Raw genomic sequence first — 26,893 nt, forward strand, 5'->3', positions numbered from 1 at the left:
GAGCGTCAGGCCGTGGGCGTTTTGGTAGCACAGACGGCGCAGATGCAGGCCAGGCCCCGTGCCTGCGGCGCAATGCCTGCCAGCGTGGCCGCCGGGATGGCCACCGCCACGCACCAGCAGGGGGGCTGTGGCAAGCCGGTGCTGCGCACCAGCGCCATGGCACAAACGTTGCCCTGGCCACACAGCGGGCAGGTGCGAGGGTCTGGTAGGGCAGCGATGGTGGGCATAAGTCATGGTACTGGCGTTTTTTACGCGATGAAACAGTTTTGCGGCCTAAAAATATAAAAAAAGCTGCTTAGCGCAGGCTGTATTTGCACTAGTAGCTATAAAATATATAGCATTTGATGTGCAATTGGTTGCGGCACGCGGCACGGCTTGGGATGCGTTGGTACCACCCCGTGGAAAAGCCGATTGCAAATAAAATCAATTAATTCAAACTGTTACGCGTGCATCAAGCGCGGGCAAGATTTTTGGAGCAGGAGACAGGCTATGGAATTGTGGGGAGCCAAGACGCAGCGGTGGGTCATCCGCGTGCTGTGCGGGGTGGCTGGTATCGGCTGGGGGCTGTCTGTATGGGCTGCGCCATCAGCGAATCTGTCGTCTGCATCCGGACGCGATGCCGAGGATGCGGCTGATCTGGCCGATGCCAGTGCCGATTCCCCCGTGCTGCGGGCTTTATCTGCCGCCCCAATCAAAGTGTCTGCGGACAAAGCGGCCACGACCGATGCCCGCAGCGATGCCGCCCAGAATCCCGCCTTTGCCAGCAAACCCGATCCCCGCAACCTGGGCGAAACCTTGCACGTAGCCGCCAAAGATTTGGCCGTCAGTACCGGCGCTGTCGATACCAAGCAATATCTGAGTGCCGAGCTCGGCTTGGACAAGTCAGGGGACACTTCGGCCGGTGCCGACAGCCCCAATGTGTTGCGTCGCCGCGCCAACAGCGACGCAGCGAACACCAATACTGCGCAGCCCCGTTCAGAGGAGCAACTCAAATTGGACGAAGAGCAGGCCTCCTTCCTGGCATCGGCCCTGGTCCAGGATGTGATGCCGTGGGCCATCGGGGCGGCGGTGCTGCTGGGCTGCGCGAAAGGTTTGCGCATGATGCTGGCCTTCAGCCACCGCCAGGCAGAGCGCAAACGCAAGCGGCGCAAATCCAGCAGTGGCGGTGCATCGCGCAGCGCCCGACTTTGACCGCTGATTTCGTAAAGATCTGCAAATAGCCCCCTTGTCCCAAGGGGCTGTCCTGGCTGGCGCTAGAGCGGGGTTAGAATTCAGATGCAATTAATTCTTATTTGCACTGTTCGCAACGCGGAGCCGGTAGGACCATCCCCCGGCGCTTCCTCCTTTATCCAAACTGTTCTCATGAAAATGTCCATCCCTTTCTTGGTTCGCGCTGTGGCGCTGGCGTCTGGTGTGTTGGCTGCGTCGCTGGGTGTCCAGGCGCAAGACTCCGAACCGCTGGTGGTTTACAACGCGCAGCACGTCAGCCTGACCCAGGCCTGGGCCAATGGCTTTACCAAGGAAACCGGTGTCAAGGTAATTTTGCGCAACGGTGGCGACAGCGAGCTGGGCAACCAGCTGGTGCAAGAAGGCAAGGCCTCGCCTGCTGACGTGTTTTTGACCGAAAACTCGCCCGCCATGGCCTTGGTGGACGCAGCAGGCCTGTTTGCCCCGCTGGAGCCGACCACGCTGGCCCAGGTACCGGCCAACTTCCGCCCCGCGCATGGCCGCTGGATTGGTGTTGCTGCACGTAGCACGGTGTTTGTCTACAACAAGAAGAAGTTCACCGCTGAACAGCTACCCAAGTCGATGATGGATCTGTCGGGTCCTGGCTGGAAGGGCCGTTGGGCGGCATCTCCGTCTGGTGCAGATTTCCAGGCCATCGTCAGTGCCATGTTGGAAATGAAGGGCGAACCTGCCACCGCGACCTGGCTCAAGGGCATGAAGGACAACTTCACCGCTTACAAAGGCAACAGCACGGTGATGAAGGCCGTCAATGCGGGCCAAATCGACGGCGGCATCATCTACCACTACTACTACTTTGGTGACCAGGCCAAGACCGCTGAAAACAGCAACAACAGCGCATTGCATTACTTCCGCAACGAAGATCCAGGCGCTTTTGTCAGCATCTCTGGCGGCGGTGTGCTGGCCACCAGCAAGCATGCCAAAGAAGCCCAGGCTTTCGTGAAGTGGGTCACAGGCAAGGCGGGCCAGGAAATTTTGAAGACCGGCGATTCGTACGAATACGCCGTTGGCGCAGGTGCGCAGTCCAACCCTAAACTGGTGCCGCTGGCCGATTTGCAGTCGCCCAAGGTCGAACCCGCCAACCTGAACAGCAAAAAAGTCTCGGATCTGATGACCCAGGCGGGCCTGCTGTAAACACCTTCCGTGTCTGCCGTTCCGTCTGATCTGCACCGCGTGCCTGCACTGGTGGGCGCACCCGCGCATGGCATGCGCCGCATGGCTGGCGCGCGCCTGTCATGGGTCGGCGCGGCAGCGGTGTTGGTGTCTTTGTTTGCGCTGCTGCCGCTGGGCTTTGTGGTCTGGGTGGCCTGGCAAACCGGCTGGGAAACTGCCGCACCGCTAATTTTTCGCGCCCGTGTGGGCGAGTTGCTGGTCAATACCGCTCTGCTGGAGCTGCTCACCGTGCCGGTCTGCGGCGTGTTGGCCTTGGCGCTGGCCTGGCTGACCGAACGCAGCGACCTGCCAGGCGCCCGCACCTGGGCGGCGCTGGCGGTGGCCCCGCTGGCCGTACCCGCGTTTGTGCACAGCTATGCGTGGATGACGGTCACCCCCAGCCTGCACGGCCTGGGCGGCGCGGTGCTGGTGTCTACTATTGCCTATTTTCCGTTCATGTATTTGCCCTTGTCGGCGGCCCTGCGGCGGCTGGACCCGGGTATGGAAGACGCGGCTGCGTCGCTCGGTCTGGGGCCCTGGGCGGTGTTTTACCGCGTGGTATTGCCCCAGTTGCGTCTGGCCCTGTGCGGTGGCGGGCTGCTGGTGGGCCTGCACCTGCTGGCCGAATACGGCCTGTACGTGATGATCCGCTATGACACATTCACCACCGCTATCGTGGACCAGTTCCAGTCCACCTACAACGGCCCGGCGGCGAACATGCTGGCGGGTGTGCTGGTGGTGTGCTGCTTTGGCTTGCTGGCGCTGGAAGCCCGCCTGCGCGGCCACGAGCGCTACGCCCGCGTCGGCACCGGAGCCGCCCGCATGCCGGTGCGCAGCCGCCTGGGCCGCTGGACGGTACTGGCCTGGCTGCTACCATTTTTGACAAGCCTGCTGGCGCTGGGCGTGCCTCTGTTTACGCTGGTGCGCTGGCTGATTGCTGGCGGTGCCTCCGTCTGGCACCTGGACGTGATCGGTGCGGCGTTGGGCCAAACCCTGGTGTGGGCGGTGTTGGGCGGCGTATTGACCACGGTGGTGTCGATCCCCATGGCCTGGCTGTCCATCCGCAAACCCGGCAAGCTGCAACGCGTGGTGGAGGCCTGCAACTACATGGTCGGCTCGCTGCCTGGCGTGGTGGTGGCGCTGGCCCTGGTCACCATCACCGTGCGGGTGGCGCTGCCGCTGTACCAAACCGTGGCCACGATTTTGCTGGCCTACATGCTGATGTTCTTGCCGCGTGCGCTGGTCAGCCTGCGTGCCGGTATCTCCCAGGCCCCGGTAGAGCTGGAATACGCGGCCCGCAGCCTGGGCCGCACACCCACGCAGGCGCTGTGGTCCATCACCCTGCGGTTGGCCGCACCGGGCGCTGCCGCTGGCATGGCGATGGTGGCGCTGGGCATCACCAACGAGCTCACCGCCACCCTGCTGCTGGCCCCCACTGGCACGCAAACCCTGGCCACCGCGTTCTGGGCCTTCAGCAGCGAGATCGACTACGCCGCCGCCGCCCCCTACGCGCTGATGATGGTGCTGCTGTCCATGCCCATGACCTGGCTTTTATATGTGCAATCCAAACGAACGGCTGGACGTTAATCTGACATGGGCTTTCTAGAATTACACGCCGTACGCAAAAGCTATGGCCTCCAAGTGGCGCTGGCCGGTGTCGATCTGCAGGTAACAGCAGGCAGCCGCACCGCCATCGTCGGCCCATCTGGCTCGGGCAAAACCACGCTGTTGCGCATCATTGCGGGCTTTGAAGCCCCGGACGTGGGCCGCGTTACCCTCGGCGGCCAGCCGCTGGCCGACGGTCCTAACGCCGTTCCTGCCCACCGCCGCGGCATCGGCTTTGTGCCGCAAGAAGGCGCGCTATTCCCACATTTGAGCGTGGCCGACAACGTCGGCTTCGGCCTGGCCAGCAACGCGCCCGACCGCGCCCAGCGCATCACCGAGCTGATGCAGATGGTGGCGCTCGACCCCGCCATGCTCACCCGCCGCCCGCATGAGCTCTCCGGCGGCCAGCAGCAGCGCGTTGCGCTGGCCCGCGCGCTGGCCCAAAGGCCTCGCCTAATGCTGCTGGACGAACCTTTTTCTGCTCTCGATACTGGCCTGCGCGCCAGTACCCGCAAAGCCGTGGCCCAGTTGCTGGGTACCGCCGGTATCACCACCATTCTGGTGACCCACGACCAGGCCGAGGCTCTGTCGTTTGCCGACCAGGTGGCCGTGATGCGCGCAGGCTGTCTGGTCCAGGTCGGCCCGCCGCACACCTTGTACCTGCGTCCCACAGATGCCGCCACCGCCCAGTTTTTGGGCGAAACCATCGTTTTGCCCGCCCAACTGTCCCAAGGCTGGGCTACCTGCGCCCTGGGCGTGGTCGCCACCAACGACAGCCAGCGCAACGGCCCGGCACAGATCATGCTCCGACCCGAGCAGTTGCAACTGACCCCGGTGCCCGCCGATGCCATGGATGGCAAGACCGACAATGACACCGAGGCCTGTCTGGGGGTGGTGGAAGACATCGACTTCGGCGGTGCACTGTGCGGCTTGACCGTCCGCCTGCTGGGGGGGGCGCCAAGCCAAACTGCGCCTTTGTTGGTGCGCAGCCCGGCCATCCACATTCCAGCGCTAGGCTCCACTGTGCGAATTACCGTCATGGGCCAAGCCCATGTGTTTGCATAAGAGCCAACGCTCACTGAGCCAAAACGTAAGCAACCGCACAACACCGTAGAACTGGCTATGCCAGGCTGCTGGTGTTGCCCCCTGCAAGGGGTTGGCGAAAACACGCAGTGTGTAGTCTGGAGGGGCGCTGGTACTTGAAAAAAGTTGTCAACCGAATCGCCGGGTGCCTCGTTGTAGGTGCACAAGGAGATTCCCGATGACCACACTGCACGTTACCACCGAATACAACTGGCCCTCTGACGACCGCGATCGCCGCCGCATGCCAGCGCGCTGAACGACCTGTTTTTTAAAAAACTCGGAGGCTTTTCCCGAAGCGCGGTATATCCGGCGCGGTGAGACCCCAGTACAACGGCAGCCTAGGCTGCCGTTTTGCGTTGGCAATAGGCACAACTCCCGGCGCGTATTGGCGTTAAATCCACCTGTTTCCCCCTCCTTTAGTGGTTTGCACTTTGTGGCTGGATCGGTCATGCTCAAAATTTTATGAGCCGCTTTTACATCCAGCCAACCCCGCTCACCGGTCTTTTGGTGGTGAAGCGCCAGCCATTGGGCGATGCACGCGGTTTTTTGTCCCGCCTGTTTTGTGCCGATGATCTGGCCCCCGCAGGCTGGATGGGCGCTATTGCCCAAATCAACCACACCTTCACGGCCCAACCGGGTACGGTGCGCGGCCTGCATTACCAGCGGGCCCCACACGCGGAGATGAAGCTGGTCAGTTGCCTTCAGGGTTCAGTGTGGGACGTAGCAGTCGATCTGCGGCCTGACTCGCCCACCTATTTGCAGTGGCATGCTGAAATTTTGTCGGCCAACAACCACTGCGCGCTGCTGATCCCCCCTGGCTTTGCCCACGGCTTCCAAACCCAGACCCCCGACGTGCAGATGCTGTACTGCCACTCCCAGGCCTACGCCCCGCAGAGTGAGGCAGGTTTGCATCCGCAAGACCCGCGCCTTGCTATTCGCTGGCCGCTGCCGGTACACGGCCTGTCGCCCCGCGATGCCAGCCATCCATGCATTCAAGGAGAGTCAGTGTGAAATGCCGCCACTGCGCTATGGAACTGAGTTTGCCGTTCCTCGATTTGGGCAGCGCCCCGCCCAGCAATGCCTACCTCACGGCGGCCACCGTCAACGCCCCCGAGCTCTGGTACCCGTTGCGCCTGCTGGTATGCGAGAACTGCTGGCTGGTGCAAACCGAAGACCACGCCGGGCGCGAAGCCCTGTTTACCGACGACTACGCTTACTTCAGCAGTTTCAGTAGCTCCTGGCTGGTCCATGCCAAAGCCTATGTGGATGCCATGCAGGCGCGTTTTGCTCTGGGTGCAGACAGCCGGGTGGTCGAAGTTGCCTCCAATGACGGCTATCTGCTGCAATATGTGCAGGCCGCAGGCGTGCCCTGCTATGGCATCGAGCCCACGGCCAGCACCGCAGCCGCCGCCAAGGCCAAGGGCATCACCGTGGTGGAGCGCTTCTTTGGCGTGGCATTGGCGCAGGAACTGGCCGCCCAGGACTTGCAGGCCGACCTCACCGCCGCCAACAACGTGCTGGCCCACGTGCCCGATATCAACGACTTTGTGGGCGGGTTTGCCGTGCTGCTAAAACCCCAGGGCGTGGCCACCTTCGAGTTTCCGCATCTACAGCAGATGGTGCAGCAGTGCCAGTTCGACACCGCCTACCACGAGCACTATTCCTACCTGTCGCTCACCGCCGTGCAACGTATCTTTGCGGCCAACGGCCTGCGGGTGTTCGACGTGCAAGAGGTGCCTACCCATGGCGGCAGCCTGCGGGTGTTCGCACAGCGCGCCGATACGGGGCAGCGGCCCGCCACCCCCGCCGTGCAGCAGGTACTGGTGGCCGAGACGGCAGCGGGCATGCAAACGGCAGATTTTTATAGTCAATTTTATCTCCAGCCCATGCGGATCATGCGTGAGTTGCTCTCATTTTTAGTAAGTGCCGCGCACAGCGGCCACAGCGTCGCCGCCTATGGTGCCGCAGCAAAAGGCAATACCCTGCTGAACTTTGCGGGTGTGCGGCCGCATTTGTTGCCCTACGTGGTGGATAAAAACCCGGCCAAGCAAGGCAAGTTCTTGCCCGGCAGCCGCATCCCCATCCTGGACGAGGCCTTTTTGCGCGCCCAGCAGCCGCGCTATGTGCTCATCCTGCCGTGGAACTTGCAGGCCGAGGTGATGGACCAGCTCAGCTACATCCGCGAATGGGGCGGACGCTTTGTCACCGCCGTGCCGGGCCTGGCCATCCACCCATGAGGATTCTGCTCACCGGTGCCAGCGGCTACCTGGGCCGCCACGTGCTCGCCCATCTGCGCCAGCAGAGGCTAGACGTGGTGGTGCTGGGCCGCAGTCTGCCCCTGGGGTATGAAGATGTGCCCCTGGTGCACTGCGACCTGCTGGATGGCGTGAACCTGGAACAAGCCGTTAAACAAGCTGTGCAGCACGCCGGGGCTACCCATCTGCTGCACCTGGCCTGGACCACCGAATACGGTGTCTACTGGACCTCGCCCCTCAACTTCCGCTGGGCCGATGCCACGCTGCGCCTGCTGCAAGCCTTTGCCGATGCGGGTGGCCGGCACGCGACCATCGCGGGCACCTGCGCCGAATACGACTGGGCGCAAGGGACTTTGGTGGAAGATGTCAGCCCCTATGCCCCCGCCACCTTGTACGGCGTGGCCAAGGATGCAACCCGCCGCATGGCCACCGCTCTGTGTGCGGCCCGTGGCGTGTCGCTGGCCTGGGGCCACATCTTTTTTCCATTCGGTCCAGGCGAAGCACCGCAGCGCATGCTGCCCTCGCTGGTGCGGGTGTTCCAGGGCCAGGCGCCACCGTTTGGCGTGAACATTGCTGCTTATCGGGGCATGCTGCCGGTGGCCGATGCCGCCAGTGCCCTGGCCACGCTGCTGGTGCAGGGCTGCAATGGTAATTTCAACATCTGCTCCGGCCAGCCCGCCTTGGTAGGCGATGTGGTCAAAACCCTCGCCCGCCTGTGCGGTGCCGACCCGGCCCACGTGCTGGCGCTGGCATCAAGCCGTGCCGGTGACCCGCCGGTGCTGGTGGGCGACACCTCCCGGCTGCGCGCCACTGGCTGGCGGTCACAATTCACGCTGGAGCAGGGCCTGGCGGCCATGGTCCAGCTTTCCTAGGTTTAACGAGGACTTTCACCATGACCCCCGAAAAGCAATTTGCCGCCGAGCGCGCCGAGCGCCTGGCCGACTACACCCAGGACACCGCCTTCCAGGATTTGTCGCGCCAATGGCTGCAAACTTCGATGGACAAGAAGTACGTCTACAACTACGACTGGCTGGGCCGCCCCATCATCCAGTACCCGCAGGACATGGTGGCCATCCAGGAATTGGTGTGGACGGTACGGCCCGACCTGGTCATCGAGACCGGCATTGCCCATGGCGGCTCGCTGATCCTCAGTGCCTCCATGCTGGCGATGCTGGACATGTGCGATGCGATAGAGAGCGGCAGCACCATCGACCCGCGCCAGTCCCAGCGCAAGGTGATTGGCATCGACATCGACATCCGCGAACACAACCGCGCTGCCATCCAGGCCCACCCCATGGCCAGCCGCATCCAGATGGTGCAGGGCTCGTCCATCGCCCCGGACGTGGTGGCCCAGGTCCGCGAGGCGGCCCAGGGTTATAAAAAAGTGATGGTGTTCCTGGATTCCATGCATACCCACGACCACGTGCTGGGCGAGCTGGATGCCTACGCGCCGCTGGTCAGCCCCGGCAGCTACTGCGTGGTGTTCGACACCTTTGTGGAAGACATGCCGCCCCATTTCTTCGCCGACCGCCCCTGGGACGTGGGCAACAACCCTAAAACCGCCACCCGCCAGTGGCTGGCCAGCCACCCCGACTTCGCCGTAGACCACAGCATGGAGTCGCGCCTAATGGTGACCGTGGCCCCAGAAGGCTTTCTGAAGCGCCATGGCTGACCTGAAGGCCGGCCTGGACCCGATCGATGCGGTGCAACTGGCTCTGCTGGAGGGCGAGGCCTGCGAGGCGCGGCAGGACCACCCGCGCGCCATCTTGTATTACATGGAGGCGCTGGCGGTCAACCCTCAGTTGGTGGATGCCTGGTGCCGCCTGGGCCGCATCTTCATGCTCGGTCCTGACTGGAACCGCGCCATCGAGGTGCTGGAAACCGCCTTGCACCTCAGCCCGGGCCTGCCGTATGCGCAAAAGTTTCTGGCTCTGGCCCATTTCAACCTAGGCCACCGGGAGCAGGCGCTGGCGCTGATCGAAGAGGCTGCCCGGCACAGCCATGAGTCCAACATCTGGGTGCTGCGCGCCTGGATCCGCAGTAATACTGACAAAGACCCGGCCCGCACCCTGGCCGTGTTCCAGGACTGGGGCCGCCGTTTTGCCGACCCGTTGACCCGCAAGGCCGTACCGTTTCACAAGCAAGACCGCCGCCCCGGTAAAAAGCTGCGCGTGGGCTATGTGACGGCCGATTTTCGGGTGCATTCCATTGCCTTCTTCATGCAGCCGGTACTGCGTCACCACGATCCGGCGAAGGTGGATATTTATGTGTATTCGGGTGGCAAGCCTGACCACATGACCGAGGCCATGCAGCAAGATGTACCGCATTGGCACGACACTCTGGGCATGCCGGATGGTGCGCTGTACCAGCTCATCCGCGCGCACCAGATCGATGTGCTGGTGGATTTGTCGGGCCACACCGCCGAAAACCGCCTGCTGGTGTTCGCCCGCCGGGCGGCACCGGTGCAGGTCACCTGGCTGGGTTTCATGAACACCCTGGGCATGAAAGCCATGGACTACCGACTCACCGATGGCGGCACCGACCCGGTGGGCCACGAGGCGTTTTATTCCGAAAAGCTGTTTCGCCTGGAGTGCATGGCCAGCTATGTACCGCCCGCACATGCGCCGTTGCGGGAGCAGTTGCCGATGGTGGCCAACGGCTACCCGACCCTGATTTCTTTGAACAACTCATTCAAGGTGACCGATGCCATGCTGCGGGTCTGGGCCCGTATCCTGGCTCAGCACACCGATGCCCGGCTGATCCTGATGGTGAAAGAGTCCACTTCCGATGCGGCCCAGGCCGCCATGCAGCAGCGGGTGGCGGATGCGGGTCTGCCGCTAGAGCGGGTGTCGGTGGTGCCCGAGCTGCCGTTGGAGCAGTTTATGGAGCTGGGTTTCATGGCCGACCTGGCACTGGACACCTCACCTGTATCCGGCGGCACCACCACCTTGCACGCGCTGTGGATGGGCTTGCCGGTGGTAGCGCTGGATGCGCAGCGGGCCATTGATTCTTCCAGCGCCCGGATTCTGGGCGGCATTGGTCTGGGTGAGCTGGTGGCCTGCGGCGGCGACGAGTCGTACATCCGGCTTACGCTGGAACTGCTGCAAAGTCCCCAGCGCCTAGCGCACTACCGCGCGACCAACCGGGCGGCCTTGCAGGCCAGCGCGCTGATGGACTACGCCGCCCGCACCGCCGAGGTAGAGGCCGCTTACCGCCTGATGTGGCTGAACTACCTGTGCAAAGCTCCCCGCTACCTGGACAGTGCCTGCGATGTGGCTGCGGCAGTGCTTGCAACAGAGCGTTTTCAAGCGGGTAAGTAGGGACCTATTCCGGCTATTTCACCTCGCAGCTGCGTGTAGACTGATCAGATGCATTTAGAAACCTCCGTTCCCCTGCTGGTGCCGGATCTGCCCAGCCCGCAAGAGCTGATGCCCTACTTGCAACGCATGCATGCCGCCCGGCTGTACTCCAATTTTGGGCCCTTGGTGTGTGAGCTGGAGCAGCAACTGGCGGCACGCTTTCAGGTGGCCACGCCCGCGGCGGTGGTCACCACTGCCAGCAGTGCCACGCTGGCGCTGGAACTGGCCTTGAGTGCCTTGGAATTGCCCCCAGGCTCCCGGGTGCTGGTGCCCGCCCTGACTTTTGTGGCCACCGCCACGGCCGTGGTGCGCGCAGGCCATGTGCCGGTGTTGGGCGATGTAGACCTCGACAGTTGGCTGATGACCCCTGGCGTGGCGTGGCAGATGCGCCAGCATGTGGCGTTTGACGCGGTGGTTCCTGTGGCCACTTTTGGCGCGCCGCAAGACATGGCTGCCTGGAGCCTATTTGAGCAGTCCACCGGTTTACCTGTGATTGTGGACGCAGCGGGGGCTTTTGGCAGCCAATGGTTGCACGGCAGCCCCGGCACGCTGGTGTTCAGCCTGCACGCCACCAAGTCTTTGCCCGCCGGCGAGGGTGGCTTGGTAGTGTCCACGAATGCCGCACTGGTGGCCAAGGTGCGCCAAATGTCCAATTTCGGTATTAATTTGCAAGCTGGTATATCGGTGCCAATCGGCCATCTTGCCAGCATTGGCACCAATGCCAAGATGAGTGAATACCACGCGGCGGTTGCATTAGCTTCTTTGGCCAGATGGGAGTTGGGCGCTCAACGGCGGCGAGAGCTGTACCGGAACTTGCGTGCCTCGCTGGACTTGGTGTCAGGGGGGGCATTGCGCTGGCAGAACTTAGGCTCGGTTGATATTGCCGCTCCGGTGCTTTTGTGTGTACGGGTGCCTAGCGCCGCGCAGCGTTTGCAGTTGGAGCGTGCGTGTGCCAAGGTGGGTGTTGTGACACGCCGGTGGTACCAGCCTTTGTTGGGCGAAATACAGGGTACGGCAATGTGTTGGGAGCATGCTCACATTCCACGGGCACGTGCTATCGCCCGAGATTTGATAGGTTTGCCATTCTTCCCATCCATGACTCTTGATCAACAGCATGTGTTGATAGCGGTAGTAGAAGAGCAGGCGCTTTCTATGGATCGCGCCAAAGTGTTAGTTTAATTTTTCGGTATTTTTTGGAGATATATCCGTGACTACAGTGAATGCATTTATTGAGAAGTTTCTTGAAGCGGTAGATTTCCAGGAGGCCGTCGAAGTTGATGCCGATACGCCATTGGCTAGCTTGCCGGAGTGGGATTCGCTGGCCGCATTGGGCATCATCGTTATGGCCGACATGGAGTACAGCAAAACCATCACTGGCGACGACCTCAAAAAATGCGTCACTTTGGGTGACCTCTATAGCGTCGTTGTCGGCTGAAGTTGAAACTAAAAAGGACTCACCGTGGCATACGTCCAAATCAACAATGTGCGCATCGCCGGAGTTGCCAGTTGCGTTCCCAAAAAAGTAGTGTCTAACCTGGACTGCCCTCCAGACAAGCTGTCTGAACGCCAGCGTTTGGTGCGTAATATTGGTATTGAAAATCGGCGTATTGCAGCTGTCGATGTTTGTTTTTCCGATTTAGCATTTGCTGCTGCGGAAAAATTGATTGCTGATTTGGGCTGGGCCCGTGATGAGATTGAGGCGCTGGTAGTCGTGACGCAGTCGCCCGATTACGCCTACCCCGGTAATGGTGTGTTGCTACAAGACCGACTTGGACTGCCGCAAACCTGCATGGCGTTTGACATCAATTTGGGTTGCTCCGGCTATCCCTACGGTCTGTTTGTGTTGAGCAGCATGATGGCCGCGGGCAAACTCAAGAAGGCGCTCTTGTTGGTAGGCGACAAGTCGACCAATCCCAATTCGGAAGACCAGGGGTTTGTCGTTTTGTTCAGCGATGCTGGGACTGCTACAGCACTGGAATATGACGAAAGTGCCCCGCCAGTTCATTTTGATTTAAACAGTGATGGCTCTGGTTATCAGGCTATTTACTGCCCTTCAGGGGGTAACCGCGATCCGATTACTCCAGAGCACTTGGTGCCCCGCGCCAACGCCGATGGGGTGGTGCGGCGGGCTGTCGATATTGTTCTGGATGGGCCAGCTATTTTGAATTTTTCCATTAGCCGCATTCCCCCTGCAATTCAAGGCTTGCTCGAGCGTGCTTGTCTTGGCGTGGACCAGGTCGATTATTTTTTCTTCCACCAGGCCAACCGGATGATTAACGAAACTATCCGTAAAAAACTGCGTTTAACGCCTGAGCAGGCGCCGTCCACCTTGCACGATTTGGGTAATACGAGTTCTGCCTCCATTCCGGTCACCATGACGGTTTGTGCCGCAGTTGAACTGGCCAATGGCGGTAACCGGGTGGTGATGAGTGGCTTTGGTGTGGGTTTGTCTTGGGCTAGTTGTATTTACGAAATGGGCCCCACCACAATGTCTGCCTTGGTGGAAGTTTGACCTATGGCGGAGTTCAATCCATTTACTTTGCTCGGTAAGCGCATTCTTGTGACTGGCGCCACTTCGGGGCTTGGCTATACGAGTGCTATGTCGATGGCTCGGATGGGGGCTGAGATTATTGGCGTAGGTCGCGATGAAATTCGATTAGCCAAGCTGGAAAATGATCTCTCAGCGGCCTCTGCAGCACCGCACCGGGTCTTACGTGCAGACCTGACCAATAGCACGCAGCGCGATGCGGTGGTGAATGGGCTGGGTGGTTCTGTGCATGGGGTATTGCACTGCGCTGGTATTTCCCGACTTTGCCCAGCGCGCATGGTTACTGCGGCGCATTTGAGCGAAGTGCAGTCCATCAATTTTGATGCGCCGGTGTTGCTGACCCAGGGCCTGCTCAAGCGCAACTCGGTGGCACCTGGGGGGGCGTTCGTGTTTGTTTCGTCAATCGCCTCGCATATTGGTGTGCCGGGGGTCGGCGTTTACTCCGCATCCAAGGCGGGTCTGATCGCTTTTGCGCGTTGCTTGGCTATAGAGGTGGTCAAACGTAAGATTCGGGTCAATTGCCTGTCGCCTGCATTGGTTGAGTCTCCGTTGCTTGACGCAACAGCCGAGATTACTGGGACCATCGAGGAAGAGCGCAAGAACTACCCACTCGGTTTCGGCAAACCCGAGGATGTAGCTAACGCCGTCATATTCTTGTTGTCAGATGCCAGCCGATGGATCACTGGAACCACCATGGTGATGGATGGCGGCTTGACTATCTCCTGACGATGAAAAGCCTCTTAATCGTGGGTGCAGGTGGCTTTGGGCGCGAAGTGCTCACCTATATCGAGGACGACAATCCGATCTTCCGCCCCAAGGGGTTCCTCGACTCGCGGGCCTCTGTGCTGGATGCCACGCCGCGCTCAATCGGCATCATTGGCGACCCGCTGACTTACGAACCAAGCGACGGTGATGTCTTCATGGCGGCGCTGGGCGATCCTGAGGCGCGTTTCAAATACACAGAAACGCTGCGCGTGAAACACGGTGCTGAATTCGTCACAGTCTTGCATGCGCGCGCTAAAGTGTCGCGTTATGCCGTCTTTGGTCGCGGTTGCATCACGGGCCCCCATGTCGGCGTGTCGGTCGATGTTCTGATCGGCGACTTCACCTGCATACAGGAGTACACCGTTATCGGCCACGATGCACGCATAGGTGATTGGTGTCAGATCAACAGCCACTGCACTATCAGTGGCGGCGCCCGTATAGGGAACTTCGTGACGATCCATCCCAATTGCGTCATCACCAGCAGCGCGGTCATCGGCGACGGTGTGAAGGTTTGCGCCGGTAGTGTGGTCTATGGGCGCATTCCTGCCGGCAACACTGTGATAGGTAACCCCGCCCGGCGTTTCATCTGGAACTAGCTTTTCAGAATCAACATGATCGCTCTGATCCCTCCTTCCCGTTATTGCGAGGCTACTTGGTATGCCGCCGAACAGGCTGGACTTTTTCACGCGGCCTGGGTGTTTGTGGGCATGAAGTTCGAGCTGGCCGACCTGACACACCGCGGCGTGCGGGTTGGCGATACCGAGTTGCTGATTCAGTGTGATGCAACCGGTCGGCCGCGCGCTTTTCTCAACGTCTGTTCGCACCGCCATGCGCAGCTGTGCGACCGCGGGCTGCACACCGGGGCCGTGCGCTGCCCGTACCACGGCTGGGTGTACGACCGGGAGGGCGTGCCGGTAGGGATCCCGGGCAAGGCGGCGTTTCCGGCCGTTGTTGCATCGCCGCAATCACATCGGCTCATCGAATTCGCCTGTGAATGCGCGGGCGAATTCGTTTTCGTACGGCTGGCCGATGTCGGGCCAGGGCTCTCGGAGTATCTAGGCGACTCCTGGGTATTCTTGCAGCAGATCAGCCACGGCATGACCGGCCTGATCGATGAGTTTCGCGGCGATGTACAGGCCAACTGGAAGGTCGTTGTCGAGAACTCGCTCGAGGGTTACCACGTGCCTGCGGTGCACAACAATACTTTCATGAACGTGCAGGGCATGGATTTGGCCGGCTTCTCGCCCGTTAGTCACCTTGACGATCCGCGCCATAGCTACATGATCCACCGCGCTAATCCGGACTGGGTAGCGCGGTTCTCGCGTATGGAAAAGAAGTTTGGCCGCTGGCCGAACCGCTTCGAGCACTATTTCCACCGCCTGATTTTCCCCAATCTGACAGTGACTTCTTTCATGGGTTACAGCTTCCATGTGCAGGTCTTCGAGCCATCGGAGGTGGAGCGCACTACCGTACATTCGCGCACGATTGGCGTGTCCTTCGAGGGGCAGAGCCCGACCGGGATGGCCATGATGGAGCGCATGCATGCCGATGGCCATGCCTTCACGCGGCAGGTTTTTGATGAGGATGGGGGCATCTGTGCCAAGGTGCAGGCCGGCGTCCGACAAGCGCGTCGGGTTGCCCAGATTGGTTTGGGAGTGGAGGACCGTGTGATGCATTTCCAGCGCGCCTACATGGTGCTGACGCCATGATGGGGCCCGTTTCAGTATGGCGGCAGCTCGTGAAAAGCGCTACGTGTGCCTCCGAGGCAAGCTGACTCCTCCCGGCAGACACCATAACAACTGCGCACGCAGATCGCCGCCCTCGTCGGGGAATATGCCCGCCACGCTTACCGCCCGCAACCCCTCCTTCCCGGCGCCACCGTCCTCCCGCCTTCCGGTAAGGTGATCGGCGAGGCCGAACTGCAGAACGCGGCAATGCAGGACTATCCAGCTAGAACTTCCAATCCTGCTGTTCGCTCCCAGTTCGCTGCCTTGCATGATCCAGGCATTCACACCGATGTTGGCGCCGGGCAGCACACGTACCGCGTGGTCGATGAATACGTTTTCGCGCAGCCGGGTGCCTTCCGCGACAGAGGCGCTGCCTGCCTGCAAACCGACAATCGGCCAGAGCTGGCGCGTGATGTACATATTGGCGGCAAGGCGGCGCTGGTTGAGGAAACTGGTGTCGTCGCAAATGGAGAATACACAACCTTTCCGCGCGGATCGGGAATGGCCGACGGGTCGGCAACATGCGAAATGTCCGCAGGGCCACCGACCCCGCTGGCCTCCGAGCCCATCTTCACGTGATCCGACATCAAACTCTTCACTGAAAATGAAGAGTTGACCTTCGCCTGTCAAACCCAGCGTCGCAATGACGGGGGGTGCTCGGACACTCACGTCAATTTGGGGAATGTGCTGCATTCACGCGGCCCAAGACGGCGCATCGACTCCATAGACTGGCGAACCGTACAGGACCAGGTCGTAATACCAGCCGCAATAATGCTGGCGCAGCTTGTAGTGATAGTTCTCGACGTTCTTGTCCAGCACACTCAACACATCCAGCAGATCATGTGCGAGGTGGTACACGCAAACAGCTACGCGCGGTCGCTGCGCCAGCAGTCGCGTAGACCCTTGCAATGCCTTGCTTTCGAAGCCCTCGATATCCATCTTTAGGAAGGTGGCCTGTTCGACTTCATCGTCCAACGTGGTCGTCTGGACGATGGTGTTGCCGTTGGTGGAAACGTAACTCGACATCGTGCCAGTTTCCACGAATCGCAGCTCTTCGTGCTTATTGGAAAGCGCCTTGTTGATCGGTTTGTAATTGGGCAAAGACACTGGCGTCAGATTCTGGAGCTTTTCAAAATTGATGCGGTCAGGCTCGAAAGCGGTGATGCTCTTGTAGCGCCCCCCCGTGGCCCCCAGTAGTCTGTGGATGATCGTGCCTTGGTGTGCTCCGCAATCCACGAAATGCTCGTTCAACCCCGGCTCGAAAGTGGCCGTCTGACCGTGGTCGCGTCTCGCAAAATATTCATCGTAGGGGCTCCACACCGGCAGCAGATGATCACGGTCGTAAGTCAGCCGAAACAATAGATTTGAATATAACGTTGCCCGGCTAAGTTCATCGGTGAACCGATCCGCGACGGCGAGAAACTCGTCCATGCGCCCCAAGGTGCGATCACGGTACACATCGCAGGTCTCAAAGACGGCGGCCAGCTTCATTTGCCCCGCTACCAAGGCAAAATCCCTCCGTTCCACTCCGCCGGCGTCCTCGCAAAGGCGTGTGACCAGCCAGCGCACGTAAGGGCCACCGGAAAAATCGATGGCGATGGCATTGGGGTATTTCCGGGCCCGCTCTAGAAATTCCGTGCTCGTCCAGCGGGGCACGCCATGAATCGACGCGTCTTTTGAAATGTCGTCGATCGCGGCGACCACTCGCGTCGCGGCTGCCACCTGTTTCCCGAACAAGCTGCCAATGATCGAGGTTGGGCCCATCAGGAAAACTGGGCGCTCGGCAAGACCTTCAATTTGCGGCGGGGAATAGCCCGCTGCTGCGGCCTGTACCACTTTCTTTCTGATCTCATCAATATCGGTTTTCATAGTTCGTTTCTTTCAGTTGAATATGGGTTCGGTAACGACAGTCGACAGCAAAACTTAACGTCGGTGCTCAGGACTTCGTGCGGAAGAAGGGGGATGGTTTTTCGCCGATCTCGTGCTCCGAAAAATGAGTGGCGTGAATGGAAGCGAAGGATGCCGGCGCTTCAAATCGAACAAGGACTCATCTGCGCCAATCGAAATGCCGCACTCCATCTGTCCAACACGATAATTGACCATGATGCCAATCAGGTTTGAATTACGACAAGCTTCTGCGATGAGATGCTGGGCGTGGTCATTGGACGCGCTCAACAAGACGATGGGGTGCGTCTTTCCGGGACTGATGTCGCAGAGAAAGGGTTGCTCCAGATCCTAGAGTGCGGGAGTGCCCTGCTTTTCCTAGCATTGATAAATATCTTCCAGCATCCTGCGGGTTTCTCCAAAGGCGTGGAGCGTGTTTCTCTTCCGTCATGAATGCAGAGAAATTGACTGGATACATGGATGAACCTTTATCAATTGAAGATATGAACCGGCGCGCGAAAGCGCGGGTCGATGAACAGCGTGGTACTTGGGGATTGCGTGATGGTGACGTTGCTGCCGATGGTGCTCCAGTCGGGCAGCAGGACATCCGGGCCGATGACGGTGCCATGCCCCAGCGTGCAATTCTTGCCTAGTGTCGCGCCCCCGGATATTTGGCAATTCGGGCCTATCCAGCAGGAACTGCCGACCTTACAACTGGTGCCCAATTCGCTGTTTTGCATGACCCAGGTATTGGCGCCAATGCTGACGCCGGGCAGCACCCGTGCGGCATGGTCGATCCACACGTTTTCGCGAAGTTTGACGCCATCCGCGACAGAGCTACTCGGCGCTTTCAGTGGGATGACGCGTCCCCCGCCCGCTTTTATCGCTATGTAGGCCGCAAGGCGGAATTGGTTGAGCAGCCGCGCATCGCCGATGATGAAACAGGCAGCGCCATCCTGGCGCGCTTGCGCCAGGATGGCTTTATCCGGAGGCTGGGGTGTGCCATAACCTGCCTCTTCCAATGCAAGCACACCGACTATTTCATATTGCCCGTCCCGCAGGATTTCGTGCCGTATGTGTTCCAGATCGCCGCCCGCATGGAAAAGCCACAATTTTTTCATGGCCGCTTCTCCGCAACCTGCATCTGCGCGAGATAGGCAGCCTGAAAATCCAAGATGCCGGTTTCATAGGCACCGTGGATGAACCCGTAGTCCTGCGCGGATGCCAGCCCGATCTGCAAGGCTTCCAGACAGTCGATGTCTTGCTGCAACACCGTCATGTCGCTTACCAGGTGCTCCCACAGCACGACCGGCTTGTAGGAGAAATCGTCCACAGGCCTGGTCAATGCCACCATCATCTGCATTTCGGTACGCCCTGCGGCCAGCGGGTTGTAAATTTGGATGGCAAACGAACTGCCATCCACGATCATCAAATTGACATTGGGAAAAAGATGGAACGTCAGGTAGTTGCCCTGGCAGTCCAGGCGATGCACCAGTCGTTTCCATTCGTACGTTGGGGCAACCCCATCCTGGGCGAAACGGAGGCCACCGCTGGAGGTGGCTTGCCGCAGGCTGGTGTCGCGCGGCAGGTAGGCGCTGTCGCGGCCATGGCACGCTTCATCCCCCATGACGTCCACGCGAAAATACGTGGGGAAGGTCGACTTGTGCAGGCAGGGGACATGCAGCGCGTCCTTGATGTTTTCCATGCCGGTCTTCCAGTTGAAAGCGCCCTCGTAGCGGGTGTAGATGTAGCTGCTGTCCATCTGCCCCGTATAGCGTTCCAGCAGTTCCCGTGTGTGGTTGTCGAATTGCTCCTCGATCGGCAGCGGGTCGTCGCTCAAATTGACAAACACCAAACTGCCGATGGTTGCCACGGCGTATTGCGGCAGGCGGATGTCGGCGGTTTCCTCGGGCGTGAAGCCGAATACCGATGGGTCGCGGTGGGTGTGGGTCAACTTGCCGCACTCATCGTAGGCCCAGTTGTGGTACGGACACACCAGCGCGCGGTTACCGAACTCCTCGTTCTGGATGCGGGCCATGCGATGGCGACAGACGTTGCTGAACGCACGGATGACACCATCATGGTTCTGCAGCACGACCTGCTTGCCGGCCAGTGTCAGCGCGCGGTAATCGCGGTGTTTGGCCAGCATCGGTTTGACCGCCGCAAGCATCCACAGACGACCGAAGATGCTGGCCTGTTCCTGCGCGAACCAGTCGCTATCGGTGTAGTGAAAGGGCTTGAGCAGGGGCAGCATGGCAATGTTTCCTCAAACTGCGTAAATGCAGAGTACGCCGGGCTCCAGCGATTGATGGCGCAGGGCTAATTGGTAGCCCAGGCCGGTCTCTTCGATGAAACGGGGAAGTTCCAGGAAATCGGAGGCTTTGTGGTAGACAGACACCGTCATGGTGGGGCGGTGCTTGAGGATGAGCTGGCGTGCACCATGCAGAGCGGCAAGTTCCGCGCCCTCGATTTCCAGGCGCAGGTGTCCAAGTTCGTCGAGCATGTTGTCCAGCTTGCAAACATGCAGGCCCGAGCCAGCCGTTTCCGTTTGTTCCGTGATGACGACCTGCGTGCCATGGCCCTCGGCATGCAGGTAGCCATCGCGATCAAACACGCCCAATTCATGGCAATAGATCTGCAATGCGCCATGCTGTGCGATGTGCTGGCTAACGGTGTTGGATAGTAGGACAAAGTTGCGGCGATCCGGTTCAAACGCATGGACGGCTTTGAATTGGTGCTTAACCCTGTCGGAAAAAATAAGGATTTCCCGTCCGTCATGCGAGCCGCAGTCGGCATAGACGGTATCAGGTCCCAGTTTCAGATCAATATCCGGAGAAAAATAGCTTTGCAGGTGATCACCGCAATGGACGGCGAAGTATTGGTAGTTCATGCTGATGAACGATGCCAATGCGTAATAGTAGGTCTGGCGCGAGAAGGCGTCGCCCCAAAGCCGCTCCAAAGGGAGGAATTCCTCGAACCGCGCCAGCATGACGTCGGCATGTTCGCGATAGAAACCGCCACTGGCCTCCAAGCCCGGCGCATTTAGGAACTGTTCTTGCCGCAGCACGTTGAAACCAGCCTGCTTGAGCTTGGTCTTGTAGCGGATGGCTGGATACCAGGTGCTGGTGCGGTCAACGATCAAGCAGCCAGCAAAAGCAGCCGTGTCGGCAAAGAACTCCTCTACCGTGATTTGTTTGTAGGCCGACAAGGCTGGATTATTGCGGTTCTCGATATCGCTGGGGTCATGCACCAGCGCCTCGATCCAGCCCCCCTTGAGCTGGGCTGCAGCTGAAATCTGTGCGACGTGATGACCGCAATCGGGGCCTCGGGTGCTGAATACAACCACGCGAGGCGCCTGCGGACCAGCCACCATCTCCATGACGTTCTCCGGAAAGAATGCATAGCGATCATCTCGGCAACGATTAACCACTTCAATCAGCTTTTTTCGTGCTTTTTGCGTGGCAGCATCGCTTAAATCATACTTGCTGAGGTCAAAAGACATAAAAAGCCCTTATTTCCAATTGAATGTCCGTGCTGGGTTGCGAGGGTATACAGGATTTTGTGTAAACGGACAATCCAACGCAGGCGCAGGCCTGCATGTCCGTAAACACAATGACACCCAAGAAAAAAAGGCCCCGGAGGGCCTTTTTTGTTGCCACCGCGGCTTACGCCTGCAGCAGCGACAGCACGCCCTGCGGCAGCTTGTTCGCCTGCGCCACCATCGCGGTACCTGCTTGCTGCAGGATCTGGGTGCGTGACAGGTTGGCGGTTTCTTGCGCAAAGTCAGCATCTACGATACGGCCCTTGGCGGCGGCGAGGTTTTCGACCTGGATGCTGATGTTGCTCACGGCACTCTCAAACCGGCTTTGCAGTGCGCCCAGATTGGCACGGGCCGAGTTCACCTGGTCAATGGCGGCATCAATCTTCTTCAGTGCGACCCAGGCGTTGCGCTGGGTGTCAATGCTCAAGGTGTCGATACCCAGCGCATCGGTCGTTGTGTTGGTGGCGCTGATGCCGGACTGCATGCTGGTTGTGGCCTCGCCGGTGGTCGCCAGCGAGAATCCGGCCATGGTCACCGCCGCCGGGTCGCCATTCGCATCCAGCTTTTGCGACATTAAATCGATACGGTAGGTCTGGTCGTCGTTTTGCGACAGGTAGGCGGTAATGCCGGTGTCGGTCGATTTACGGTTGATGGCTTCCACCACTTGGCCCATGCGTTCTGCGCCAGAACTGGCGGCTTTGATGGAGCCCAGGTCTACTACTGTGCCAGAACCCGCGACCGAAATAGTCAAAACATTGGAGGTGATGGATGTCAACGTACTGACCGAGCTGGCCGCCACGGAGCTGGCGGACTGGTCATAGGCATACGCCACGTGAGACAAGCCTTTGGCCGTAGAGTTGGTCAAAGCGCCCAATGATGCGACATCGCCCGAGTTGGCTCCTACCTGGAACACTGCCCCGGCAAACGACCCATCCAGTATTTTTTTGCCGTTGAACGAGGTTTGTTTTGCAACTCGGTCGATCTCATCCGTTAACTGGCCTACTTCGGCCTGTAGTGCGGCTCGGTCGGCCTTGCTGTTGGTGGCGTTGCCTGCCTGTACAGCCAGCTCACGCATACGCTGCAGCATGTCGCCGACCTTGCCCAACGCGCCTTCAGCCGTTTGCGACAGTGAAATACCGTCGTTGGCGTTGCGTGCGCCCACCGTCAATCCGCGGATCTGGGTGGACATACGCTCTGAAATGGCCAGGCCGGCGGCATCGTCCTTGGCGCTGTTCACCCGCAATCCGGAGGACAGACGTTGCATGGAAGTGGCCAGCCCCATCGCGTTGGTAGCCAGATTTCGCTGGGCATTAAGCGAATTGATATTTGTATTGATCGTGGCAGCCATTGCGAAGCTCCTTTAAGGATAAATGTTGGCCAAAGCCGGTTGAGGTCAGCTCAGCTGGCCAACGACCATGAGCGGTAACTAAATTGTGGTCATTCGGGCCCACGCTGTAGCCGGGATAAGCGGCAAGAAAACCCCGGTTATTTGCGCGCTAGTCCTAAAGTTTTCGCGCGGACACCCGAAAACCTACTCAACGGGCCTTTTCATTGGTTCGTCATTGGACCCAACCTTAGGAGCTTTGAAATGACCACCACCATCAATACCAATGTCAACTCGCTTAACGCCCAACGCAATTTGATGGCGTCGAGCGGTTCGTTGGCAACTTCCATGCAGCGCCTGTCCTCTGGCTTGCGCGTCAACAGCGCCAAAGACGATGCAGCAGGCTTGGCAATTTCTGAGCGCTTTCAGAGCCAGATCAAGGGCTTGACCGTCGGCTCGCGTAACGCCAACGACGGTATTTCGCTGGCGCAAACGGCTGAAGGCGCGTTGGGCAAGGTCGGCGACATGCTGCAACGTATGCGTGAGCTGGCTGTGCAGTCCAGCAATGCCACCAACAGCAAGGCCGACCGCGCTGCGCTGCAGTCGGAAGTGAGCCAACTCACTGACGAAGTAGACCGTATTGCCAAACAAACCTCGTTCAACGGACGCAAAGTTCTGGACGGTTCGTTTGCCGGTGCTGCATTCCAGGTGGGGGCCAATGCCGGTGACAACATCACCGTCGGCGCGCTGACCAACTCAAGTGCCAAGGGTTTGGCCAGTGTTGCGTATTCGTTTGACCAGACCGCCAGCGCAGTGGATGCCAGCTCTGTATCTACCCTGTCTACTATTGCCACAGGCGTGTTGAGTATTTCGGTGACCGGGGGTACGAGCATTTCTCTGGGGGCCCTTGCCGCAGCAAGCTCAGGTGCAGAGCGTATGGGCCAGGTGGTGGAAGCCATCAACCGTAAATCGTCCGACACGGGTGTCACCGCCTTCTTGTCGGTGAATGACACCGGTACTTACCGTATCGATTTGATGTCTTCAAAGCTGGATTCGGCTGGCGACGCCACTGTGGTGACAACGGTCGGCTTCACGACCGCCACCACCGGCCTTACTGCGGGTGCCATTGCCTCCACAATCAACTCTACCAACACCACGACCGATGCACTGGGTATCGACACCCTGACCATTGACACGCAGCGCAATTCTTGGGTTGCCATCAAGAAGCTGGATGCCGCCATCAACCAGGTCAACTCGGCCCGTGCGCAATTGGGCGCTTTGCAAAGCCGTTTTGAAGGTGCTACCGCCAATATTGCCATCAGCGTAGAAAATCTGTCTGCGTCCCGTGGCCGGATTGTGGATGCCGACTTTGCCCAAGAAACCGCCAACTTGACACGTAATCAGATCCTGCAGCAGGCCGGTACCGCCATGGTGGCGCAGGCTAACAAGCTGCCACAAAGCGTCTTGTCACTGCTGCAATAAGCCGAAATCGGGCGCTATGAAATGACTACGACCATCAATACCAACGTCAACTCGCTCAATGCCCAGCGCAATTTGATGGCATCTGGTGGTTCGTTAGCAACTTCTATGCAGCGCCTGTCTTCGGGTTTGCGCGTCAACAGCGCAAAGGACGATGCAGCAGGCTTGGCTATTTCTGAGCGCTTTCAGAGCCAGATCAAGGGTTTGACGGTCGGCTCGCGTAACGCCAACGACGGTATTTCGTTGGCGCAAACGGCTGAAGGCGCGTTGGGCAAGGTCGGCGACATGCTGCAGCGTATGCGTGAGTTGGCCGTGCAGTCCAGTAACGCCACTAACAGCAAGGCTGACCGTGACGCACTGCAGTCGGAAGTGAGCCAGCTCACCGATGAAGTCGACCGTATTGCCAAACAAACTTCGTTCAATGGCAAAAAAGTGTTGGACGGATCATTTGCCGGCGCTGCGTTCCAAGTAGGTGCCAATGCGGGTGACAACATTACCGTGGGTGCGCTGACCAATTCGACCGCTGCAGGTTTGTCCAGGGTGGCTTATTCGTACGATAACTCCGCCTCTGCTGTGGTCGCATCAAGTGTGACGAGCTTGATGAGCTTCGCATCGGGCATATTTAGTATTTCGATTACGGGTGGCTCGAATGTCGACTTGGGCGCTATCAAGGCGGCCAGCTCAGGCGAAGAGCGTATGGGGCAGATAGTTGAGGCCATTAACCGCAAAACCTCGGACACCGGCGTAACAGCCTATTTGACGAAAAACGACAACGGTACGTACCGCTATGACCTGATGTCTGAAAAGTTGGATTCGGCAGGCGATGCAGTGACCGTGACCACGGTGGGCTTTAATGCCAATACCAACGGCTTTGCTGCTGGTGCATTGGGAACCAAAATCAATGCAACCAACACCACTACAGATGCGTTGGGTATTGACACGCTGCGGATTGATACGCAGCGCAATTCCTGGGTTGCCATCAAGAAGCTGGATGCAGCCATCAACCAGGTTAATTCGGCCCGTGCGCAACTGGGTGCTTTGCAAAGCCGTTTTGAAGGTGCTACTGCCAATATCGCCATCAGCGTAGAAAATCTGTCGGCGTCCCGTGGCCGGATTGTGGATGCCGACTTTGCCCAAGAAACCGCCAACTTGACACGCAACCAGATTCTGCAGCAGGCCGGTACCGCCATGGTGGCGCAGGCTAACAAGCTGCCTCAAAGCGTCTTGTCTCTGCTGCAATAGGCTGCAAAGGCGTGTTTGCATACAAGTCAAGCGTGCTGTGTGCCGCTTGTAGACAAGTAAAGAGGGTGCTAAAACTGAAAGGCGAATAAAGGAACCCCCTTTATCCGCCGTTTTGCTTTTGGGAATACGGATACAAATACGCCTATTCGCATTCTTAGCAAGTGCAGCAGGCGCGGCAATTTATCGATCTGGAGGTCACCATGGGTATTACATCAACCGGCATCGGCAGTGGTTTAGATGTCGAAGGCATCATTACCAAGCTGGTCGCGCTGGAAAAGCAGCCTTTGACATCTCTCCAGCTCAAAGCGACCATCATCCAGACCAAGATTTCCGACTACTCGCAGGTCAAGTCGCTGGTGTCCACCCTGACGGACAACGCGGCCAAGCTTTCGCTGGACAGTGGCTGGAATACAGTGGCGGTGTCCTCTTCTAATAGTACGGCGGTGACGGCCACTGTCAGCGGCATTGCCAGTGCTACTAGTTTCAGTGTGGGTGTGTCGCAATTGGCCAAGGCCCAGTCCAGCGTGTCGGATGCCGTCACGGCCAGCACGGCGGTGGGCTCGGCGGGCACATTGACCCTGCAGCTCGGCACCTGGGGCCTGGCCCGGGCCAATGCCACTGGCAGCCTGTTCACCCCGGGCAGCGCCGCCAGCGTGAACGTCACCGTGGTGGCCACCGATACCATGGCGCAGATTGCCGCCAAGATCAACGATGCGGGTTCTGGTGTGGTGGCAACCGTGCTGACCGATGCCTCTGGCGATCGTCTTATGCTGCGCTCTGCGAGCACGGGCGAGGCGCAGGGCTTCCGGGTGCAGGCCACCGACACCGGGGACGGTAATAACACCAATGACAGCGGCCTGTCAGCCTTGGCCTTCGACCTGAACTTAGACCCCGGTAACACTTCCGCCCCCACCGTTGCCGCCTACGGCATGGGCGCAAATACCTACCAGACCGGGCAAAACGCCAAGGCCACTATCAATGGCATCGCCGTCACCTCGGCCACCAACAGTTTCAAGGACGTAGTGGCAGGCCTGACCATCACCGCAAGCACGGTGACCACTAGCGACGTGGAGCTCACCACCACCAATGACAAAGCCGCGCTGACCAAAAACATCCAGGCTTTTGTCGATGCCTACAACGCGGTCAACAAGTATTTGGCCGATGCGACCGCCTACGACGACACCACCAAGAAATCAGGCGACTTGCAAGGTGACTCCACCGCGATTGGCTTGCGTAACTCCCTGCGCTCTCTGTTGGGTACCGGCGTGGTAGGCGGAAGTTACACGCGCTTATCGGACATTGGTATGAGCATTGCCCGCGACGGCAGCATGACCGTGGATGCCACCAAACTGGGCGCAGCCCTGGACAACCCCGCCAGCGTCAAGACATTGTTCGCCCAGAAGAACACCGATGCGTCGACCAACGGCATTGCCCGCAAGGTCAAGACCTTTGCCGACGGTTTGCTGGCTTTCAGCGGTGGCTTGAACAATAAGGCCGATGCCCTTACTGCAGAGACCAAGCGCAACAGTGCCGACCAGGACAAGGTCACCGCACGGGCTGCAGCGGTGGAAAAACGCCTGCGCACCACCTACACCGCGCTGGACACCAAGATGGCCGGTCTGACGGCTCTCAGTACCTACATCACACAGCAGGTGGCGGCATGGAGCAGCAAGTAGCCGATGGT

The 26,893-nt window shown here is 59.4% G+C and carries 25 protein-coding genes; 18 read left to right on the top strand and 7 right to left on the bottom strand.

The genetic code is table 11. The annotated features are described in order from the left end of the window. Positions 1–5 precede the first annotated feature (5 nt). Complete coding sequence (locus tag AC097L_RS04095; RefSeq protein WP_479584893.1) at positions 6–227, bottom strand: cysteine-rich CWC family protein; 222 nt, start codon at positions 225–227, stop codon at positions 6–8. Between the two features lie 262 nt (positions 228–489). On the opposite strand from AC097L_RS04095, the gene AC097L_RS04100 reads away from it, so the two are divergent. From AC097L_RS04100 to AC097L_RS04170, 15 genes are all read left to right on the top strand, one after another. Then, positions 490–1,191 carry a hypothetical protein gene (locus AC097L_RS04100; protein ID WP_479584894.1) on the top strand — a complete coding sequence of 234 codons (702 nt, stop codon included), beginning with the start codon at positions 490–492 and terminating at the stop codon, positions 1,189–1,191. Positions 1,192–1,368: 177 nt separating this feature from the next. Next, positions 1,369–2,379: an iron ABC transporter substrate-binding protein gene (locus tag AC097L_RS04105; protein WP_479584895.1), complete on the top strand. Its 1,011-nt coding sequence runs from the start codon at positions 1,369–1,371 to the stop codon at positions 2,377–2,379. A 9-nt stretch (positions 2,380–2,388) separates the two neighbouring features. Then, a complete protein-coding gene (locus tag AC097L_RS04110; protein WP_479584896.1) occupies positions 2,389–3,984 on the top strand; it encodes an ABC transporter permease in 1,596 nt (531 codons plus the stop codon). Between the two features lie 6 nt (positions 3,985–3,990). Continuing rightward, complete coding sequence (locus tag AC097L_RS04115) at positions 3,991–5,067, top strand: ABC transporter ATP-binding protein (RefSeq protein WP_479584897.1); 1,077 nt, start codon at positions 3,991–3,993, stop codon at positions 5,065–5,067. A 480-nt stretch (positions 5,068–5,547) separates the two neighbouring features. Next, entirely contained in the window at positions 5,548–6,096 is a 549-nt protein-coding gene (locus AC097L_RS04120; RefSeq protein WP_479584898.1) for a dTDP-4-dehydrorhamnose 3,5-epimerase family protein, read from the top strand. Then, entirely contained in the window at positions 6,093–7,322 is a 1,230-nt protein-coding gene (locus tag AC097L_RS04125; protein WP_479584899.1) for a class I SAM-dependent methyltransferase, read from the top strand. The genes AC097L_RS04120 and AC097L_RS04125 overlap by 4 nt, the downstream gene beginning before the upstream one ends. After that, positions 7,319–8,212, top strand: coding sequence for an NAD-dependent epimerase/dehydratase family protein (locus AC097L_RS04130; protein WP_479584900.1), 894 nt, complete (start codon positions 7,319–7,321; stop codon positions 8,210–8,212). Before AC097L_RS04125 ends, AC097L_RS04130 begins: the two co-directional genes overlap by 4 nt. Positions 8,213–8,232: 20 nt before the next feature. After that, a complete protein-coding gene (locus AC097L_RS04135) occupies positions 8,233–9,012 on the top strand; it encodes a cephalosporin hydroxylase family protein (RefSeq protein ID WP_479584901.1) in 780 nt (259 codons plus the stop codon). Next, the gene (locus tag AC097L_RS04140) at positions 9,005–10,660 is read left to right on the top strand and encodes an O-linked N-acetylglucosamine transferase, SPINDLY family protein (protein ID WP_479584902.1); all 1,656 of its coding nucleotides are present in this window, start codon (positions 9,005–9,007) and stop codon (positions 10,658–10,660) included. Before AC097L_RS04135 ends, AC097L_RS04140 begins: the two co-directional genes overlap by 8 nt. A gap of 48 nt (positions 10,661–10,708) precedes the next feature. Next, entirely contained in the window at positions 10,709–11,878 is a 1,170-nt protein-coding gene (locus AC097L_RS04145) for a DegT/DnrJ/EryC1/StrS family aminotransferase (RefSeq protein WP_479584903.1), read from the top strand. 28 nt (positions 11,879–11,906) lie between these two features. Next, the gene (locus AC097L_RS04150; RefSeq protein WP_479584904.1) at positions 11,907–12,134 is read left to right on the top strand and encodes an acyl carrier protein; all 228 of its coding nucleotides are present in this window, start codon (positions 11,907–11,909) and stop codon (positions 12,132–12,134) included. Between the two features lie 24 nt (positions 12,135–12,158). Further along, positions 12,159–13,211, top strand: a complete 1,053-nt coding sequence (locus tag AC097L_RS04155) for a 3-oxoacyl-ACP synthase III family protein (RefSeq protein WP_479584905.1) — start codon at positions 12,159–12,161, stop codon at positions 13,209–13,211. Between the two features lie 3 nt (positions 13,212–13,214). Then, positions 13,215–13,973, top strand: coding sequence for an SDR family NAD(P)-dependent oxidoreductase (locus AC097L_RS04160; protein ID WP_479584906.1), 759 nt, complete (start codon positions 13,215–13,217; stop codon positions 13,971–13,973). 2 nt (positions 13,974–13,975) lie between these two features. Next, entirely contained in the window at positions 13,976–14,608 is a 633-nt protein-coding gene (locus tag AC097L_RS04165) for a PglD-related sugar-binding protein (RefSeq protein ID WP_479584907.1), read from the top strand. Between the two features lie 15 nt (positions 14,609–14,623). Beyond that, a complete protein-coding gene (locus tag AC097L_RS04170; protein WP_479584908.1) occupies positions 14,624–15,721 on the top strand; it encodes an aromatic ring-hydroxylating oxygenase subunit alpha in 1,098 nt (365 codons plus the stop codon). Positions 15,722–15,760: 39 nt separating this feature from the next. Here AC097L_RS04170 and AC097L_RS04175 read toward each other — a convergent pair whose 3' ends face one another. The 6 genes from AC097L_RS04175 to AC097L_RS04200 form a co-directional block, all read right to left on the bottom strand. After that, the gene (locus AC097L_RS04175; protein ID WP_479584909.1) at positions 15,761–16,432 is read right to left on the bottom strand and encodes a hypothetical protein; all 672 of its coding nucleotides are present in this window, start codon (positions 16,430–16,432) and stop codon (positions 15,761–15,763) included. Next, positions 16,433–17,608, bottom strand: a complete 1,176-nt coding sequence (locus tag AC097L_RS04180; protein WP_479584910.1) for an FkbM family methyltransferase — start codon at positions 17,606–17,608, stop codon at positions 16,433–16,435. Between the two features lie 506 nt (positions 17,609–18,114). Continuing rightward, positions 18,115–18,744, bottom strand: coding sequence for a DapH/DapD/GlmU-related protein (locus tag AC097L_RS04185; RefSeq protein WP_479584911.1), 630 nt, complete (start codon positions 18,742–18,744; stop codon positions 18,115–18,117). Next, entirely contained in the window at positions 18,741–19,877 is a 1,137-nt protein-coding gene (locus tag AC097L_RS04190) for an aromatic ring-hydroxylating oxygenase subunit alpha (RefSeq protein WP_479584912.1), read from the bottom strand. Before AC097L_RS04190 ends, AC097L_RS04185 begins: the two co-directional genes overlap by 4 nt. Before the next feature lie 12 nt (positions 19,878–19,889). Continuing rightward, positions 19,890–21,125 (bottom strand): FkbM family methyltransferase, encoded by a 1,236-nt coding sequence (locus AC097L_RS04195; RefSeq protein ID WP_479584913.1) that lies wholly within the window; start codon positions 21,123–21,125, stop codon positions 19,890–19,892. A 163-nt stretch (positions 21,126–21,288) separates the two neighbouring features. Next, complete coding sequence (locus AC097L_RS04200; RefSeq protein ID WP_479584914.1) at positions 21,289–22,512, bottom strand: flagellin N-terminal helical domain-containing protein; 1,224 nt, start codon at positions 22,510–22,512, stop codon at positions 21,289–21,291. 240 nt (positions 22,513–22,752) lie between these two features. On the opposite strand from AC097L_RS04200, the gene AC097L_RS04205 reads away from it, so the two are divergent. From AC097L_RS04205 to fliD, 3 genes are all read left to right on the top strand, one after another. Further along, positions 22,753–23,970: a flagellin N-terminal helical domain-containing protein gene (locus AC097L_RS04205; RefSeq protein ID WP_479584915.1), complete on the top strand. Its 1,218-nt coding sequence runs from the start codon at positions 22,753–22,755 to the stop codon at positions 23,968–23,970. 21 nt (positions 23,971–23,991) lie between these two features. Further along, positions 23,992–25,209 (top strand): flagellin, encoded by a 1,218-nt coding sequence (locus tag AC097L_RS04210; RefSeq protein ID WP_479584916.1) that lies wholly within the window; start codon positions 23,992–23,994, stop codon positions 25,207–25,209. A gap of 200 nt (positions 25,210–25,409) precedes the next feature. After that, positions 25,410–26,885 (top strand): flagellar filament capping protein FliD, encoded by a 1,476-nt coding sequence (fliD, locus tag AC097L_RS04215; RefSeq protein ID WP_479584917.1) that lies wholly within the window; start codon positions 25,410–25,412, stop codon positions 26,883–26,885. Positions 26,886–26,893 lie beyond the last annotated feature (8 nt).

The organism is Rhodoferax sp. RT5P35 (genome assembly GCF_056521385.1).

What these genes read in the sequence shown, in the direction of transcription:
- fliD (WP_479584917.1), top strand. Translation starts at nt 25,410, where the DNA reads ATGGGTATTACATCAACCGGCATCGGCAGTGGTTTAGATGTCGAAGGC.
- AC097L_RS04190 (WP_479584912.1), bottom strand. Translation starts at nt 19,877, where the DNA reads ATGCTGCCCCTGCTCAAGCCCTTTCACTACACCGATAGCGACTGGTTC.
- AC097L_RS04210 (WP_479584916.1), top strand. Translation starts at nt 23,992, where the DNA reads ATGACTACGACCATCAATACCAACGTCAACTCGCTCAATGCCCAGCGC.
- AC097L_RS04185 (WP_479584911.1), bottom strand. Translation starts at nt 18,744, where the DNA reads ATGAAAAAATTGTGGCTTTTCCATGCGGGCGGCGATCTGGAACACATA.
- AC097L_RS04115 (WP_479584897.1), top strand. Translation starts at nt 3,991, where the DNA reads ATGGGCTTTCTAGAATTACACGCCGTACGCAAAAGCTATGGCCTCCAA.
- AC097L_RS04195 (WP_479584913.1), bottom strand. Translation starts at nt 21,125, where the DNA reads ATGTCTTTTGACCTCAGCAAGTATGATTTAAGCGATGCTGCCACGCAA.
- AC097L_RS04095 (WP_479584893.1), bottom strand. Translation starts at nt 227, where the DNA reads ATGCCCACCATCGCTGCCCTACCAGACCCTCGCACCTGCCCGCTGTGT.
- AC097L_RS04140 (WP_479584902.1), top strand. Translation starts at nt 9,005, where the DNA reads ATGGCTGACCTGAAGGCCGGCCTGGACCCGATCGATGCGGTGCAACTG.
- AC097L_RS04165 (WP_479584907.1), top strand. Translation starts at nt 13,976, where the DNA reads ATGAAAAGCCTCTTAATCGTGGGTGCAGGTGGCTTTGGGCGCGAAGTG.
- AC097L_RS04175 (WP_479584909.1), bottom strand. Translation starts at nt 16,432, where the DNA reads ATGCAGCACATTCCCCAAATTGACGTGAGTGTCCGAGCACCCCCCGTC.
- AC097L_RS04160 (WP_479584906.1), top strand. Translation starts at nt 13,215, where the DNA reads ATGGCGGAGTTCAATCCATTTACTTTGCTCGGTAAGCGCATTCTTGTG.
- AC097L_RS04120 (WP_479584898.1), top strand. Translation starts at nt 5,548, where the DNA reads ATGAGCCGCTTTTACATCCAGCCAACCCCGCTCACCGGTCTTTTGGTG.
- AC097L_RS04170 (WP_479584908.1), top strand. Translation starts at nt 14,624, where the DNA reads ATGATCGCTCTGATCCCTCCTTCCCGTTATTGCGAGGCTACTTGGTAT.
- AC097L_RS04200 (WP_479584914.1), bottom strand. Translation starts at nt 22,512, where the DNA reads ATGGCTGCCACGATCAATACAAATATCAATTCGCTTAATGCCCAGCGA.
- AC097L_RS04105 (WP_479584895.1), top strand. Translation starts at nt 1,369, where the DNA reads ATGTCCATCCCTTTCTTGGTTCGCGCTGTGGCGCTGGCGTCTGGTGTG.
- AC097L_RS04135 (WP_479584901.1), top strand. Translation starts at nt 8,233, where the DNA reads ATGACCCCCGAAAAGCAATTTGCCGCCGAGCGCGCCGAGCGCCTGGCC.
- AC097L_RS04145 (WP_479584903.1), top strand. Translation starts at nt 10,709, where the DNA reads ATGCATTTAGAAACCTCCGTTCCCCTGCTGGTGCCGGATCTGCCCAGC.
- AC097L_RS04130 (WP_479584900.1), top strand. Translation starts at nt 7,319, where the DNA reads ATGAGGATTCTGCTCACCGGTGCCAGCGGCTACCTGGGCCGCCACGTG.
- AC097L_RS04205 (WP_479584915.1), top strand. Translation starts at nt 22,753, where the DNA reads ATGACCACCACCATCAATACCAATGTCAACTCGCTTAACGCCCAACGC.
- AC097L_RS04100 (WP_479584894.1), top strand. Translation starts at nt 490, where the DNA reads ATGGAATTGTGGGGAGCCAAGACGCAGCGGTGGGTCATCCGCGTGCTG.
- AC097L_RS04180 (WP_479584910.1), bottom strand. Translation starts at nt 17,608, where the DNA reads ATGAAAACCGATATTGATGAGATCAGAAAGAAAGTGGTACAGGCCGCA.